This window comes from Streptococcus mitis, assembly GCF_905187535.1.
GTDB classification, from domain to species: domain Bacteria; phylum Bacillota; class Bacilli; order Lactobacillales; family Streptococcaceae; genus Streptococcus; species Streptococcus mitis_BS.
The window spans coordinates 164,617-179,023 of record NZ_CAJJIE010000028.1; the positions used below are offsets into that span (position 1 = coordinate 164,617).

At 41.5% G+C, this 14,407-nt stretch carries 16 protein-coding genes; 11 read left to right on the plus strand and 5 right to left on the minus strand.

Going from position 1 to position 14,407, the window contains the following annotated elements:
* The first annotated feature begins 196 nt into the window (after window positions 1–196).
* Together galE and JQ841_RS04255 are read left to right on the plus strand one after the other, a co-directional pair.
* A complete protein-coding gene (gene galE / locus JQ841_RS04250; protein WP_045605967.1) occupies window positions 197–1,216 on the plus strand; it encodes a UDP-glucose 4-epimerase GalE in 1,020 nt (339 codons plus the stop codon).
* A 1-nt stretch (window position 1,217) separates the two neighbouring features.
* A complete protein-coding gene (locus tag JQ841_RS04255) occupies window positions 1,218–2,183 on the plus strand; it encodes a glycosyltransferase family 2 protein (RefSeq protein WP_125454724.1) in 966 nt (321 codons plus the stop codon).
* A 57-nt stretch (window positions 2,184–2,240) separates the two neighbouring features.
* On the opposite strand, the gene JQ841_RS04260 is transcribed toward JQ841_RS04255, so the two are convergent.
* Window positions 2,241–2,438, minus strand: coding sequence for a ferredoxin (locus tag JQ841_RS04260; RefSeq protein ID WP_024057475.1), 198 nt, complete (start codon window positions 2,436–2,438; stop codon window positions 2,241–2,243).
* 45 nt (window positions 2,439–2,483) lie between these two features.
* Between JQ841_RS04260 and JQ841_RS04265 the strand changes: the two genes are divergently transcribed.
* The 9 genes from JQ841_RS04265 to JQ841_RS04305 all read left to right on the plus strand — a co-directional run bounded on the left by JQ841_RS04265 (window position 2,484) and on the right by JQ841_RS04305 (window position 9,543).
* Window positions 2,484–2,975 carry an SAG1386/EF1546 family surface-associated protein gene (locus JQ841_RS04265; protein ID WP_023946238.1) on the plus strand — a complete coding sequence of 164 codons (492 nt, stop codon included), beginning with the start codon at window positions 2,484–2,486 and terminating at the stop codon, window positions 2,973–2,975.
* A gap of 9 nt (window positions 2,976–2,984) precedes the next feature.
* Entirely contained in the window at window positions 2,985–3,656 is a 672-nt protein-coding gene (cmk, locus tag JQ841_RS04270) for a (d)CMP kinase (RefSeq protein WP_024057474.1), read from the plus strand.
* Between the two features lie 129 nt (window positions 3,657–3,785).
* Complete coding sequence (locus JQ841_RS04275) at window positions 3,786–4,124, plus strand: zinc ribbon domain-containing protein YjdM (RefSeq protein WP_001061596.1); 339 nt, start codon at window positions 3,786–3,788, stop codon at window positions 4,122–4,124.
* Between the two features lie 2 nt (window positions 4,125–4,126).
* Window positions 4,127–4,756, plus strand: coding sequence for a Pr6Pr family membrane protein (locus JQ841_RS04280; RefSeq protein WP_045605971.1), 630 nt, complete (start codon window positions 4,127–4,129; stop codon window positions 4,754–4,756).
* 124 nt (window positions 4,757–4,880) lie between these two features.
* A complete protein-coding gene (locus tag JQ841_RS04285; protein WP_023946242.1) occupies window positions 4,881–6,032 on the plus strand; it encodes an MFS transporter in 1,152 nt (383 codons plus the stop codon).
* A 99-nt stretch (window positions 6,033–6,131) separates the two neighbouring features.
* Complete coding sequence (gene truA / locus JQ841_RS04290; protein WP_049499584.1) at window positions 6,132–6,881, plus strand: tRNA pseudouridine(38-40) synthase TruA; 750 nt, start codon at window positions 6,132–6,134, stop codon at window positions 6,879–6,881.
* Complete coding sequence (locus JQ841_RS04295) at window positions 6,871–7,644, plus strand: bifunctional hydroxymethylpyrimidine kinase/phosphomethylpyrimidine kinase (RefSeq protein WP_141230736.1); 774 nt, start codon at window positions 6,871–6,873, stop codon at window positions 7,642–7,644. The genes truA and JQ841_RS04295 overlap by 11 nt, the downstream gene beginning before the upstream one ends.
* Window positions 7,622–8,083 (plus strand): ECF transporter S component, encoded by a 462-nt coding sequence (locus JQ841_RS04300; RefSeq protein ID WP_000814989.1) that lies wholly within the window; start codon window positions 7,622–7,624, stop codon window positions 8,081–8,083. Before JQ841_RS04295 ends, JQ841_RS04300 begins: the two co-directional genes overlap by 23 nt.
* Before the next feature lie 111 nt (window positions 8,084–8,194).
* Window positions 8,195–9,543 (plus strand): IS3 family transposase gene (locus tag JQ841_RS04305; RefSeq protein WP_115262387.1). Its coding sequence is split into 2 segments (ribosomal slippage): window positions 8,195–8,636 and window positions 8,636–9,543, totalling 1,350 coding nucleotides; the frame shifts between segments, so codons are not numbered across the junction.
* Between the two features lie 80 nt (window positions 9,544–9,623).
* Here the strand turns inward: JQ841_RS04305 and JQ841_RS04310 are convergent.
* The 4 genes from JQ841_RS04310 to JQ841_RS04325 all read right to left on the minus strand — a co-directional run bounded on the left by JQ841_RS04310 (window position 9,624) and on the right by JQ841_RS04325 (window position 14,374).
* Window positions 9,624–10,706 carry a M24 family metallopeptidase gene (locus tag JQ841_RS04310; protein ID WP_203180202.1) on the minus strand — a complete coding sequence of 361 codons (1,083 nt, stop codon included), beginning with the start codon at window positions 10,704–10,706 and terminating at the stop codon, window positions 9,624–9,626.
* Between the two features lie 127 nt (window positions 10,707–10,833).
* A complete protein-coding gene (gatD, locus tag JQ841_RS04315; protein WP_203180203.1) occupies window positions 10,834–11,616 on the minus strand; it encodes a lipid II isoglutaminyl synthase subunit GatD in 783 nt (260 codons plus the stop codon).
* A complete protein-coding gene (gene murT, locus JQ841_RS04320) occupies window positions 11,616–12,959 on the minus strand; it encodes a lipid II isoglutaminyl synthase subunit MurT (protein WP_203180204.1) in 1,344 nt (447 codons plus the stop codon). Before murT ends, gatD begins: the two co-directional genes overlap by 1 nt.
* Window positions 12,960–13,057: 98 nt before the next feature.
* Window positions 13,058–14,374, minus strand: a complete 1,317-nt coding sequence (locus JQ841_RS04325; protein ID WP_004255717.1) for an FAD-containing oxidoreductase — start codon at window positions 14,372–14,374, stop codon at window positions 13,058–13,060.
* Window positions 14,375–14,407 lie beyond the last annotated feature (33 nt).

Consider the following 14,407-nt stretch of genomic DNA (forward strand, 5'->3'; position numbering starts at 1 on the left):
TTCTTTGAGGTTGTGGATAGAACTGACGAAGTCAGTCACATATATATGGCAAGGCGACGTTGACGTGGTTTGAAGAGATTTTCAAAGAGTATAAGCATTTTACTGAAATTTTATCCTCCCCTCTAGGATGGCAAATGACATTCCCTATCAAAAATGGTAAAATAAGAAAAAATAATCCGAGAATCGAGGAAAAAAGATGCAAGAAAAGATTTTGGTAACGGGTGGAGCAGGTTTTATCGGAACCCACACTGTTATTGAGTTAATCCAAGCAGGTCATCAGGTTGTTGTGGTGGATAACCTTGTGAATAGTAACAGAAAAAGTTTAGAAGTTGTTGAGAAAATTACAGGAGTTGAAGTGCCTTTCTATGAGGCAGATATCCGTGATACAGATACTCTTCGTGACATTTTCAAACAAGAAGAACCAACTGGTGTCATTCACTTTGCTGGCTTGAAGGCTGTCGGTGAATCTACCCGTATTCCTCTTGCCTACTATGACAACAATATCGCTGGAACTGTTAGTCTTTTGAAGGTCATGGAAGAAAACAACTGTAAAAACATTATTTTCAGTTCTTCTGCGACAGTTTACGGAGATCCTCATACAGTGCCAATTTTGGAAGATTTCCCACTTTCAGTGACCAATCCATACGGCCGTACTAAGCTTATGCTAGAGGAAATTTTGACCGATATCTATAAGGCGGACTCAGAATGGAATGTGGTCTTACTTCGTTATTTCAACCCAATCGGAGCTCATGAGAGCGGAGATTTGGGAGAAAATCCAAACGGTATTCCAAACAATCTCTTGCCATATGTGACTCAAGTAGCCGTTGGAAAATTAGAGCAAGTGCAAGTGTTTGGAGACGATTACGATACGGAAGACGGAACTGGTGTTCGTGACTATATCCACGTTGTCGATTTGGCTAAAGGTCACGTCGCAGCTCTGAAAAAAATCCAAAAAGGTTCAGGCCTAAACGTTTATAACCTTGGAACAGGTAAAGGCTACTCAGTTCTTGAAATTATCCAAAACATGGAAAAAGCGGTGGGACGTCCAATTCCTTACCGTATCGTAGACCGTCGCCCAGGGGATATCGCAGCCTGCTATTCAGATCCTGCAAAAGCCAAAGCAGAACTCGGCTGGGAAGCAGAATTAGGCATCACCCAAATGTGTGAAGACGCATGGCGTTGGCAAAGCAAGCATCCAAATGGATTTGAAGACTAAGATGGTGATGTCAATCATTGTCCCCTGTTTAAACGAAGAGGAAGTACTTCCTCTTTTTTATCAGGCTTTGGAAGCTTTACTTCCAGATTTGGAAACAGAAATTGAGTATGTCTTTGTCGACGATGGATCAAGTGATGGGACCTTGGAACTCTTAAAGTCCTATCGGGAGCAAAATCCGGCAGTTCATTATATTTCTTTCTCTCGAAATTTTGGCAAAGAAGCAGCTCTCTATGCAGGCTTACAATATGCGACAGGAGATTTAGTGGTGGTGATGGATGCAGACCTCCAGGATCCTCCGAGTATGTTGCTTGAGATGAAAAATTTACTAGACCAGAATGCAGACTTGGACTGTGTTGGTACACGCAGAACTAGTCGGGAGGGAGAACCCTTCTTTCGTAGTTTATGTGCTGATCTCTTTTACCGCCTTATGCAAAAAATTAGCCCAGTAGCCCTGCCCTCAGGTGTCCGTGATTTTCGCATGATGAGAAAATCTGTAGTGGATGCCATTTTAAGCTTGACTGAGTCCAATCGCTTTTCGAAGGGACTCTTTGCCTGGGTCGGCTTTAAAATCCACTATCTGGACTATCCAAATGTCGAAAGGCAGGCTGGCAAGACCAGTTGGAGTTTTAGGCAACTCTTTTTCTACTCCATTGAAGGGATTGTTAATTTTTCAGATTTTCCCTTGATTATCGCCTTTGTGGCAGGTCTCCTATCTTGTTTTATTTCTCTTCTTATGACCTTTTTTGTTGTGGTTCGGACCCTCATTTTGGGCAATCCGACATCAGGTTGGACCTCTCTGATGGCTGTTATTCTCTTCCTTGGTGGGATTCAACTCTTGACCATTGGGATTCTCGGCAAGTATATCAGTAAGATTTATCTAGAGACTAAAAAAAGACCACTTTATCTCGTCAAAGAAAAAAGTGACCTTCCTGATTTTACAGAAAAAAATAAAGAGAAAAGACTATAATTTTGCATGGAAATATGCTAAACTAGAAGGAGTGGAACGTTCTTGTCGATATTAGAGTTAATCTTTAATCAAGGCACGTGTCGGACAGTTTCTAACAGCTTCTATGACGTCCTGACTAGGAGAGATTTCTTTTTCTAGTTGGTCAGGGTCATCGTAAAAACGCACGATTCCATTATCGTGGTAATCAAATAATTCAGAATAAGTTTGGCAAAGCCCACAGGCAATGCAACGTTCAGGTATAAGTGTGATTTTCATATTTATATTGTAATAAGAAAAGTAAAAAAAAACAAGGAGTAAGGTATGGCAAAAGAACCGTGGCAAGAAGATATTTATGAGAATCAAGAAGAAACAAGATCAGAACGTCGTAAGAGAGAACAAGGTGGAGGAGTGCTGGCTAATCGTATCTTGACTATTTTAGCAAGTATTTTCTTTGTGATTGTAGTTGTGATGATTATTGTTCTTATCTATCTTTCATCGGGTGGGAGTAATCGCACAGCAGCCTTGAAAGATTTTCACGATTCAGATACAAAAGTAGAGCAAGTTTCTTCTACTTCTAGTAGTAGTTCAGAGCAGGCATCTTCTAGTTCAGAGGAGAAGGTAGAAGAGTCATCTAGTAGCTCAGAACATCCAAATGATCCAGAAGGGACTACAAAAGTTATGGCTGGAGAAGGAGAAGCAGCCATTGCCGCTCGTGCAGGAATCTCGATTGCTCAGTTAGAGGCTTTGAATCCTGGGCATATGGCTACAGGATCTTGGTTTGCAAATCCTGGAGATGTGATTAAGACTAGATAGGAGTCATAAATGAAGACGATTCAAATTGCTATCGATGGTCCAGCTTCAAGTGGCAAGAGTACGGTCGCAAAGATTATTGCCAAGGATTTTGGTTATACTTACCTCGATACAGGTGCCATGTATCGTGCAGCGACCTATATGGCTCTCAAGAACCAATTAGGAGTTGAACAAGTTGAAGAACTCTTAGACTTATTGGACCAGCATCCAATCAGCTTTGGGCGCTCAGAAACTGGAGAACAGCTTGTCTTTGTAGGAGATGTGGATATTACCCATCCTATCCGTGAAAATGAAGTGACCAATCACGTTTCTGCTATTGCGGCAATTCCTGAAGTTCGTGAGAAACTAGTTTCTCTCCAACAAGAGATTGCCCAGCAAGGTGGGATTGTCATGGATGGTCGCGATATTGGGACTGTTGTATTGCCACAAGCAGAATTAAAAATTTTCCTAGTAGCTTCTGTTGATGAAAGAGCAGAGCGCCGTTACAAGGAAAATATTGCCAAGGGAATTGAAACAGACCTTGAAACTCTAAAAGAGGAAATTGCTGCGCGTGACTACAAGGATAGTCATCGTGAGACTTCGCCTCTCAAACAAGCAGAGGATGCTGTCTACCTTGATACAACTGGCTTGAACATTCAAGAAGTAGTTGAAAAAATCAAAGCAGAGGCTAAAAAAAGAATGTAGATGTAGAAAAGCCGATAGATTGATATCGGCTTTTTCTATATTTGTCAAAATGCTGATTTTAAGGTATAATAGTTGCTGTTCGAGAAATTTTGATTTTCAAAGAATAGTGAATGATGATAAGGAGAAACCATGAACAACCTACCAAATTGCCCAAAATGTAACTCAGAGTATGTCTACGAAGACGGTGCCCTACTGGTTTGCCCAGAGTGTGCTTATGAGTGGAATCCTGCTGAAGTTGCAGATGTAGAAGAGGGTCTTGTTGCTATCGATGCCAACGGGAATAAATTGGCTGACGGTGATACAGTAACTCTCATCAAGGACTTAAAAGTAAAAGGTGCGCCAAAAGATTTGAAACAAGGGACGCGCGTGAAGAATATCCGCATCGTAGAAGGCGACCACAATATCGACTGTAAAATCGATGGCTTCGGTGCCATGAAACTCAAATCAGAGTTTGTGAAGAAAATTTAAGCATGTCAAAACACTATAAACTTGTATTTTATAGCCGTATCTTCTTGTTTCTAGCGGCTTTTACGGGAGTTTATCTTGAAATCGCCAAGCATGGTGGATTTGGGATGTTACTCTATTATACGGTTCTGTCCAACCTTTTAGTCGCGATTTTTACGCTCTATCTCCTAAAGGTTATGAGCCGTTTAGGTGAAAACTGGCAAAGATCAAGTCTCTTGCGCTTAAAAGGTGGGGTCACCATGAGTATCATGATTACCTGTGTGATTTACCATTTCCTTTTAGCGCCTATTGCGACTAATTTCTATACTCTAGAAAATTTCCTTTGCCACTATATCGTTCCACTCTGGTTTTTAGCAGATACCCTCTTTTTTGACAAACAGGGTCAATACAAGATTTGGGACCCAATTGTGTGGACGATTTTACCCTTGCTGTATATGATTTTTGCTCTTTTTAATGGCTTGGTATTGAAACTTGATGTTCCTAATTCTAAGGTCAGTCCCTTCCCGTACTTCTTTTTGAATGTGAACAAGGGTTGGGATGTCGTGTTCAAGTGGTGTCTGATTATCTTTGTTGCTTATATGGTGGCAGGATTTATCTTCTACTTTATTAAGCAAATCAAGAGAAAATCATCCTAAGACACAAGGGATTCATTTTCGAGTTTAAGAAGGAGTCTGTACACTAAAGAGGCTTCTTCTTTTCTTGCTTGTTTGATGACTATCAAAAAAGTAGAAGATTAAGAGAAATATAGAAAGAGATTTCATGAAACAATTTTTAGAACGGGCCAGTATTTTGGCTCTCTCCCTCGTTTTGATTACGTCCTTTTCCATCTCGAGTGCCCTGCCAGCCATGTTTGACTATTATCAAGGTTATCCTAAGGAACAAATTGAGCTCTTGGCGAGCTTGCCTTCCTTTGGAATCATGATTATGTTATTACTAAATGGTTTCTTAGAAAAAATATTTCCTGAGCGCTTACAGATCAGTTTGGGATTGCTGATTTTATCACTAAGTGGAACTGCTCCCTTTTGGTACCAAGCTTATCCTTTTGTCTTTGGAACACGGATTCTTTTTGGTTTAGGTGTTGGGATGATCAATGCCAAGGCCATTTCTATTATCAGTGAACGCTATCAAGGAAAAACGAGAATTCAGATGTTAGGGCTACGCGGTTCTGCAGAGGTCGTTGGGGCTTCTCTCATTACCTTGGCAGTCGGCCAATTGTTGGCCTTTGGTTGGACAGCTACTTTCTTAGCTTATAGTGCTGGATTTTTAGTTCTGATCCTTTATCTGCTCTTTGTACCTTATGGAAAAGAAAAGAAAGAAGTCAAGAAAAAAACGAAGGAAGCAAGTCGCTTAACTCGGGAAATGAAGGGCTTGATTTTTATCTTAGCTATTGAAGCGGCGGTTGTAGTTTGTACCAATACAGCTATTACCATCCGTATTCCAAGTCTGATGGTGGAAAGAGGACTGGGAGATGCCCAGTTATCTAGTTTTGTTCTTAGTGTCATGCAGTTAATCGGGATTGTGGCTGGTGTGAGTTTTTCTTTCCTGATTTCAATATTTAAAGAGAAACTGCTCCTCTGGTCTGGTATTACCTTCGGCTTGGGGCAAATTGTGATTGCCTTGTCTCCATCCTTGTGGGTGGTAGTGGCAGGAAGTATTCTGGCTGGCTTTGCCTACAGTGTAGCCTTGACGACAGTCTTTCAACTTGTCTCTGAAAGAATTCCAGCTAAACTCCTCAATCAAGCAACCTCATTTGCAGTTTTAGGCTGTAGTTTCGGAGCCTTTACGACTCCATTCGTTCTAGGTGCAATTGGCTTATTAACTCACAATGGGATGTTGGTCTTTGCTATCTTAGGATCTTGGTTAATTGTAACCTCTATCTTTGTCATGTACCTACTTCAAAAGAGAGCTTAGGATTGGTTTCCTAAGTTTTTCTTTTTTGGATTTTTGTACCCAGACACTATTTGATTTAGGGCCTTGTTTACAGACTAATTTCTTGATAAAATAGAAGTTATGACAAGATATAAAGCAACTATTTCCTATGATGGTTACGTCTTTGCTGGTTTTCAGCGCCAGCCTCATGCGCGTAGCGTTCAGGAAGAAATTGAAAAAACCTTGACCAGGTTAAATAAAGGGCAAGCCATTACTGTTCACGGTGCTGGTAGGACAGATAGTGGGGTTCATGCTCTGGGACAGGTTATTCATTTTGATCTACCTTATCAGATGGATGAGGAGAAGCTCCGTTTTGCTTTGGACACCCAGTCTCCTGAAGATATTGATGTGATTTCGATTGAGCTTGTGGCGGATGATTTTCATTGCCGTTATGCCAAGCATAGCAAGACCTATGAGTTTATCGTGGATAGAGGACGTCCCAAAAATCCTATGCGCCGTCACTATGCCACCCACTTTCCTTATCCGCTTGATGTGGAACGGATGCGGGAGGCTATCAAAAAATTAGAGGGAACCCATGATTTTACCGGTTTTACAGCCTCTGGGACTAGTGTAGAGGACAAGGTTCGTACTATTACAGAAGCTAGTCTTAGGGTTGATGAGACAGGCCAGTTTTTGACTTTTACCTTTTCAGGAAATGGTTTCTTGTATAAGCAGATTCGTAATATGGTGGGGACACTGCTCAAAATCGGCAATAACCGCATGCCAGTAGAGCAGATTGACCTCATCTTGGAGAAAAAGGACAGGCAGCTTGCAGGTCCCACTGCAGCACCAAATGGTTTATATTTAAAGGAGATTCGTTATGAAGAATAATCGTATTTTAGCACTTTCTGGAAATGATATTTTTAGTGGTGGTGGTTTGTCCGCGGATTTGGCTACCTATACCTTGAACGGCTTGCATGGCTTTGTAGCAGTGACCTGTTTGACAGCCTTGACGGAAAAGGGCTTTGAAGTCTTTCCAACTGACGATACCATTTTTCAACATGAATTAGATAGCTTGCGTGATGTGGAGTTTGGGGGAATTAAGATTGGTCTTCTCCCTACTGTCAGTGTGGCTGAGAAGGCATTGGACTTTATCAAGCAACGCCCAGGAGTGCCTGTGGTTCTGGATCCTGTCTTGGTCTGCAAGGAAGCGCACGACGTAGCAGTTAGTGAACTCTGCCAAGAGTTGATTCGCTTTTTCCCTCATGTCAGTGTGATTACGCCTAATCTTCCTGAAGCAGAATTATTGGCAGGTCAGGAAATTAAAACCTTGGAAGACATGAAAACAGCAGCTCAGAAATTGCATGACTTAGGCGCGCCAGCAGTCATTATCAAGGGAGGCAATCGCCTTAGTCAGGACAAGGCTATGGATGTCTTTTATGACGGACAAACCTTTACAGTCCTAGAAAATCCCGTCATTCAAGGGCAAAATGCTGGTGCAGGTTGTACCTTTGCCTCTAGCATTGCCAGTCACCTAGTCAAAGGTGATGAACTTTTACTAGCAGTAGAAAGCTCTAAGGCTTTCGTTTATCGTTCTATTGCACAAGCAGATCAGTATGGAGTAAGACAATATGAAGCAAACCAAAACAACTAAAATCGCCCTTGTATCCCTATTAACCGCCCTCTCTGTGGTTCTAGGTTATTTCTTAAAAATTCCAACACCGACAGGCATTCTAACTCTTTTAGATGCGGGTGTCTTCTTTACGGCCTTCTACTTTGGTAGTCGTGAAGGGGCTGTAGTAGGAGGACTAGCAGGTTTCTTGATTGACCTCTTATCAGGCTATCCTCAGTGGATGTTCTTTAGCTTGGTCAACCATGGCTTGCAGGGATTTTTCGCAGGATTTAAAGGAAAAACTCAGTGGTTAGGCCTTATCTTAGCAACGATTGCCATGGTAGGGGGTTACGCCTTGGGCTCTACATTGATGAATGGCTGGGCTGCAGCTCTACCAGAAATCCTACCAAACTTCATGCAAAATATGGTAGGGATGATTGTAGGATTTATACTTAGTCAAAGTATCAAGAAGATTAAGTAAAGAGGCTGAGTAAAAAGTTTTTCAAATAAGAAAAACGCATCCTATCAGGTTTGAGTGAACTGCACCCCAAAAGTTAGACAGAGAAAATCTAACTTTTGGGGTATTTTTATTATGAAATTAACTTATGATGATAAAGTTCAGATCTATGAACTTAGAAAACAAGGATATAGCTTAGAGAAGCTTTCAAATAAATTTGGGATAAACAATTCTAATCTTAGGTACATGATTAAATTGATTGATCGTTACGGAATAGAGTTCGTCAAAAAAGGAAAAAATCGTTACTATTCTCCTGATTTAAAACAAGAAATGATTCATAAAGTCTTACATGAAGGCTGGACTAAAGATAGAGTTTCTCTTGAATACGGCCTCCCAAGTCGTACGATACTTCTTAATTGGCTAGCACAATACAAGAAAAATGGGTATACTATTGTTGAGAAAACAAGAGGGAGAGTACCTAAAATGGGACGTAAGCCAAAAAAGAGACCTGAAGAGAGGACAGAATTAGAACGTCTTCAAGCAGAAAATGAGTACCTGAGAGCGGAGAATGCCATCCTAAAAAAGTTGAGAGAACTCCGATTGAAGGAGAAAAAAGAGAAAGAAGAAAGACAGAAATTGTTCAAGAATTAATGACTGAGTTTTCGTTAGATATTCTTCTAAAAGCCATTAAACTAGCTCGTTCGACCTACTACTATCACTTGAAACAACTAGACAAACCAGATAAGGACCAAGAGCTTAAAGCTGAAATTCAATCCATTTTTATCGAACACAAGGGAAATTATGGTTATCGTCGGATTCATTTAGAACTAAGAAATCGTGGTTATCTGGTAAATCAGAAAAGAGTTCAACGCTTGATGAAAGTACTCAATTTACAAGCTAAAGTGCGACAGAAACGAAAATATTCTTCTCATAAAGGAGATGTTGGTAAGAAGGCAGAGAATCTCATTCAACGTCAATTTAAAGGCTCTAAAACAATGGAAAAGTGCTACACAGATGTGACAGAATTTGCCATTCCAGCAAGTACTCAAAAGCTTTACTTATCACCAGTTTTAGATGGTTTTAATAGCGAAATTATCGCCTATAATCTTTCAACTTCACCTAACTTAGAACAAGTAAAAACGATGTTGGAACAGGCCTTCACAGAGAAACACTACGAGGATACGATTCTCCATAGTGACCAAGGTTGGCAATACCAACACGACTCTTATCATCGGTTCCTAGAGAGTAAGGGAATTCAAGCATCTATGTCGCGCAAGGGTAACAGCCCAGACAACGGTATGATGGAGTCCTTCTTTGGCATTCTGAAATCGGAGATGTTTTATGGTTATGAGAAGTCATTTCAGTCGCTTAAGCAATTGGAACAAGCCATTGTAGACTATATTGATTACTACAACAACAAACGAATTAAGGTTAAACTAAAAGGACTCAGTCCTGTGCAATACAGAACTAAATCCTTTCAATAATTATTTGTCTAACTTTTTGGGGTCAGTACAGAAAAACCTTGATACTATGCGTTTTATTGTGGGAAGATTTTCGAAGAATATTAATCAAAATAAAGCAAGTCTTTGCTGGTGCTTGTAAAGAGGTCAAAGCCATCCTTGGTAACAACACCACAGTCTTCAATACGAACACCGACTTTACCAGGGATATAGATACCTGGTTCAACAGAGAAGCACATGCCTTCTTCGATGACCATGTCGTTCCCTTCCATGATAGATGGGAATTCGTGGACATCCATACCGATACCGTGACCGAGACGGTGGTTGAAGTACTCACCGTAACCAGCTTTTTCGATGACCTCACGGGCAGCGCGGTCCACTTCATGGGCAGTCACACCTGGTTTGATAAAGTCAAGAGCAGCTTGTTGGGCTTCAAGAGTCAAGTTATAAATATCTTTCTTGAATTGGTCTGGTTTACCAACAGCGACTGTACGAGTCATATCTGAAGCATAGCCGTTGACCAGAACACCGAGGTCAAAGAGGAGAAGAGCATCATTTTCAACCTTATTAGCTGCTGGAATACCGTGTGGATTTGCAGCGTTATCACCAGTCAAGACCATGGTATCAAAACTCATTTCATAGCCTTCACGTTTCATGGCAAAGTCGATTTGGGCGATGATATCTGTCTCAGTCTTATCAAGAGAAATATTGTCAAACCCCACTTTAACAGCCTTGTCCGCATAGATACCTGCAACCATCATTTTTTGCACTTCGTCAGCTGATTTGATGAGGCGCATGCGTTGGATACGAGGAGTGAGGTTTTCAAACTCAGCAGTTTCAAAAACTGTTTTCAAGCCATGGTATTTGGTCAAGATAAGATTGTCAAACTCAACAGCGACACGTTTGAAGTCAAGCTGTGGAAGAGCATGTTTCATTTTTTGCCATGGATTTTCAGAATCCACATAGCCCACAACTGGGAAGGAAACAGTGCTACTTGCACGCTCCACTTCAAGGGCTGGGACAAAGAGGAGGGGTTCCTGATCCGCTAGGACAAAAAGGAACATTTGGCGTTCATGGGGATCACTGTAAAAGCCAGTGAGGTAATTGATTGTGACGGGGTCAGATACGACAGCGACGTCTAGTTTTTCTGATTCAAGATATGTTACGATTTGTTGTAATTTAGACATATGCTACCTTCTTTCTACCCCTCTATTTTGGCAAAAAATGAGAGAAAATGCAAGGGAGAAGGGTAAAAGAACAGACAAAAAGAACTCCGACAAGATAACGGAGTTCTTTGATATCATTTTCCTTTGTTTAAGAAAAGTCAGCCTTGCTTTTGACATCACTGTATTCTTCAGCGATTTCTTGGCTGAGAATGTCCTTATAAGCAGGGAGTTGGATGTCCTGACCATATTTCTTCTTGAGGGCAGTAGTGACTAGGCGATAAGCCAGATTGGCATTACGAGAGAGGATAGGCCCGTGGAAGTAGGAACCAAAGACATTCTTATAATGAACACCTTCGCCGACTTTTTCTTCGTTATTTCCATTTCCATAGACAACCTGTCCCAGCGGTTTTTGATCATCTGAGAGGAAGGTACGGCCCTGATGATTTTCAAAACCATAGTAGGTTTCATCGAAATCTTCATTGTGAATCTTGATGTCCCCGATAAAACGGTTATTGGTCTGGTTGAGCGTGTAGTGGCCCATGACCCCTAGTCCTTCGATGCGTCTCCCTGAAGCTTCAACATAATATTGGCCCAATAGTTGGAAACCACCGCAGATAGCCAGAACCACACCGTCGTTTTGGATGTAGTTGTCAATGCTCTCTTTTTTAGCAGGTAGGTCGTCTGCAATGATACTCTGTTCAAAGTCTTGACCACCACCGAAAAAGGCAATGTCGTAGTGATTTTCATCAAAGTTATCATGGAGAGAAACGATGTCAACCGTCACATGGGCTCCCAGCTTTTCAGCCACATACTTGAGCATGAGGATGTTTCCATTGTCCCCGTATGTATTCATGAGGTTTCCATAGAGGTGGGCAATGTTGAGCTGATAAGGGTAATTGCCAGCTTTTGAGGAAAGTGAAGTATAAACCATTAGTTCATCTCCTTTCTAACAATCTGACGACTAGCCAGCAGTTCGCGGAATTCAAGCATAGCAGTATAGGTAGCCAGGATATAGGCATGCTTGCAATCTTGATTCTCAATGGTCTTGAGAACTTGCTCCAGACTATTTGTTTCAGTGATTTTCTCAGCTGGGTAACCAGTCACACGAAGACGGCGTGCAATTTCAGAATGACGAACGCCGCCAGCGTTAATTTCTGGAATATCCATCTCAGTGATTTGTTCAAAATCAGCATCCCAAATCCAGCTGGTATCAATTCCATCTGCATAGTTGGCATTTAGGAGGACAGATAGGCTAAATGGATAAGGAGCTAGTTTAATCATCTCGATAGCTTGGGTCGCACCGACTGGATTTTTAATCAAGACGAGGGTGCATTCCTTGTCACCGATATGGAAGGTTTCCTGGCGTCCAAAGACAGCACGACTCTTATCAAATCCCTGCTTGATTAGTTGGGAATCTGCGCCGAGGAAACGGGCGATGGCAACCGCAGCTAGGGCGTTGTAGATATTGTAGAGACCACCGATTTGAATACCGTATTCTTGTCCGTCAATGACAAAGCGAGAGCGATTGTTGGTCAATTCAACCAGTTCTGTCAAGCGATAGTCGAGATCAGGACGTTTACATCCACAGTCTTCACAGATATAGGCACCCAAGTTTGCATAGGTATTATGCTCATATTTGAGGATGCCTTGGCAGTCAGGACAGAGAATCCCTTCGGTATTATAGTGAGCCAGCTGGGCTGGACCTTTTTCCAAGTCAAAACCAAAATACTGTACTGGGTTTGGAATAGCTGGCTTGTAGAAAAGTGGACTGTCACCATTGAGGAGAACAGTAGCCGTAGGCACCTTACGAATGGCATCCAAAATCATGTTATAAGTCGTGTAAATCTCACCATAGCGGTCCATCTGGTCACGGAAAATATTAGTAATGACAAAAAGGCTAGGATGGATGTAGTCACAGATACGAGATAGACTGGCCTCGTCAATTTCTAGAACGGCAATATTTTTCCCAGTTTTAGAGGATTTGGCTGTTAAGAAGGTTGTCGCAATTCCTGTAATCATGTTGGCACCGCTTGGGTTGGTCAGAACTTGACCATAAACCTCTTTTAAAATGCCGACAGTGAGAGCAGTTGTCAAGGTTTTTCCGTTGGTTCCAGTCACTACGACAATCTCGTAGTTCTTAGCTAGGTTTTGTAAAATATCTTTATCGAATTGAAGGGCAAGTTTTCCTGGAAGCGTACTTCCACGGCCAAGACGGCTTAAAATGAAGTGGGAAGAACGCCCAGCAAGAAGGCCCAAAGTAGTTTTTAATTTCATGTTTCTATTATATCATAAAAGAAGGAAAAGACAGATTTGAGATTCCGCAGAAGTAAAAACAGCCCAAGGAGGGCTGTTCGATACGATTAAATCTCAACTTAAATCGCAAACAAGTCATTCAAGTTCTCAGCCAAGGTTGGGTGAGTGAAGATTTGTTTTGTGAAGTAAGTGTAAGGAATTTTGTTGTCCATAGCAACAGTGATGATGTTGATGATTTCTTGAGAACCTTCTGAGAAGATGCTTGCTCCAAGAATTTCTTTTGTTTCAGTATTAACAACAGCTTTGAAAGCTCCGCGAAGGTCTCCGTTTACGTGACCACGAGGCATTGCTGCAACAGGGATTTCTTTCACTGCGTATGGAAGTTTCAAATCAGCTGCTTGGCTTTCAGTCAAACCAACTTGTGAAAGTGCAGGTGTGATGAACATAGTATTTGGTACATTGAGACGGTCTTCAAGTGTGTAGCTGCCATCTCCAGCAAGGTAGCTGTATACAACACGGAAGTCATCAAGTGAAATGTAAGTAAATTGAAGGCCACCGTTGACATCTCCAACTGCAAAGACACCAGGAACGTTTGTTTGACAATGTTTGTCTACTTTAATAGCACCACGTTCAGTTAGTTCAATATCTGTATTTTCAAGTTGAAGTGGTTCTACGTTTGGTTTACGTCCTGTTGCGTAGAGAAGGGCATCGAAACGGTAAGTTTCGTTTTCAGTCACAACGAGCACTTGGTCACCGTCGTTTTTGATTTCAGTAGTACGGATATTTTGAAGCAATTCAATACCGTCTTCTTCCATGTATTGTTTAGCAAGAGCTGCGATGGAAGGTTCTGCACGAGGAAGGAAAGTATCCAAGGCATCTAGGACTGTAACCTTGCTTCCAAGTTTGTTGTATAGGCCGGCAAATTCAAGACCGATATTTCCACCACCAAGGACTCCAAGGTTTTCAGGTAATTTGTCCAAGTTTTGGATACCTGTTGAGTCAAAGACGTTTTTGCTTGTAGCAAGTCCAGGGATTGGCAAGACGTTTGAAACAGCACCAGTGTTGATGACGATTGTTTCAGCAGTCAGTTCTTTCTTTTCATCACCAGCTTGGATTTCGATGACTTTATTTGAAAGGAAGTGAGCTTCCGCATCAAAGATATCGACGCCTGTACCAGCAACAGTCGCATAGTTTTTACCGTTGAGGCGACTAGTGATAGTGTTTTTGGTAGCAATCACTTCTTCAAAAGACAAGTCTTTCTCAGCAGCAACCAGCAAAGTTTTAGTTGGGATACAACCGATGTTGATACAAGTTCCACCGTACATAGCTTTGCTACGTTCAACGAGGGCAACTTTTTTACCAGCTGAAGCCAATTTACCTGCTAGTGTTTTACCAGCTTTACCAAATCCGATAACGATTAAATCATAAGTTAACATTTAGAGTTCCTCCTATTCGAATTTCATTCTAGC

Excerpts from the sequence above, each read along its gene's own strand:
- JQ841_RS04275 (WP_001061596.1), top strand. The coding sequence starts at position 3,786 with ATGAACAACCTACCAAATTGCCCAAAATGTAACTCAGAGTATGTCTAC.
- JQ841_RS04295 (WP_141230736.1), top strand. The coding sequence starts at position 6,871 with ATGAAGAATAATCGTATTTTAGCACTTTCTGGAAATGATATTTTTAGT.
- JQ841_RS04260 (WP_024057475.1), bottom strand. The coding sequence starts at position 2,438 with ATGAAAATCACACTTATACCTGAACGTTGCATTGCCTGTGGGCTTTGC.
- JQ841_RS04310 (WP_203180202.1), bottom strand. The coding sequence starts at position 10,706 with ATGTCTAAATTACAACAAATCGTAACATATCTTGAATCAGAAAAACTA.
- JQ841_RS04255 (WP_125454724.1), top strand. The coding sequence starts at position 1,218 with ATGGTGATGTCAATCATTGTCCCCTGTTTAAACGAAGAGGAAGTACTT.
- JQ841_RS04300 (WP_000814989.1), top strand. The coding sequence starts at position 7,622 with ATGAAGCAAACCAAAACAACTAAAATCGCCCTTGTATCCCTATTAACC.
- JQ841_RS04280 (WP_045605971.1), top strand. The coding sequence starts at position 4,127 with ATGTCAAAACACTATAAACTTGTATTTTATAGCCGTATCTTCTTGTTT.
- JQ841_RS04265 (WP_023946238.1), top strand. The coding sequence starts at position 2,484 with ATGGCAAAAGAACCGTGGCAAGAAGATATTTATGAGAATCAAGAAGAA.
- truA (WP_049499584.1), top strand. The coding sequence starts at position 6,132 with ATGACAAGATATAAAGCAACTATTTCCTATGATGGTTACGTCTTTGCT.
- JQ841_RS04325 (WP_004255717.1), bottom strand. The coding sequence starts at position 14,374 with ATGTTAACTTATGATTTAATCGTTATCGGATTTGGTAAAGCTGGTAAA.
- murT (WP_203180204.1), bottom strand. The coding sequence starts at position 12,959 with ATGAAATTAAAAACTACTTTGGGCCTTCTTGCTGGGCGTTCTTCCCAC.
- galE (WP_045605967.1), top strand. The coding sequence starts at position 197 with ATGCAAGAAAAGATTTTGGTAACGGGTGGAGCAGGTTTTATCGGAACC.
- gatD (WP_203180203.1), bottom strand. The coding sequence starts at position 11,616 with ATGGTTTATACTTCACTTTCCTCAAAAGCTGGCAATTACCCTTATCAG.
- cmk (WP_024057474.1), top strand. The coding sequence starts at position 2,985 with ATGAAGACGATTCAAATTGCTATCGATGGTCCAGCTTCAAGTGGCAAG.
- JQ841_RS04285 (WP_023946242.1), top strand. The coding sequence starts at position 4,881 with ATGAAACAATTTTTAGAACGGGCCAGTATTTTGGCTCTCTCCCTCGTT.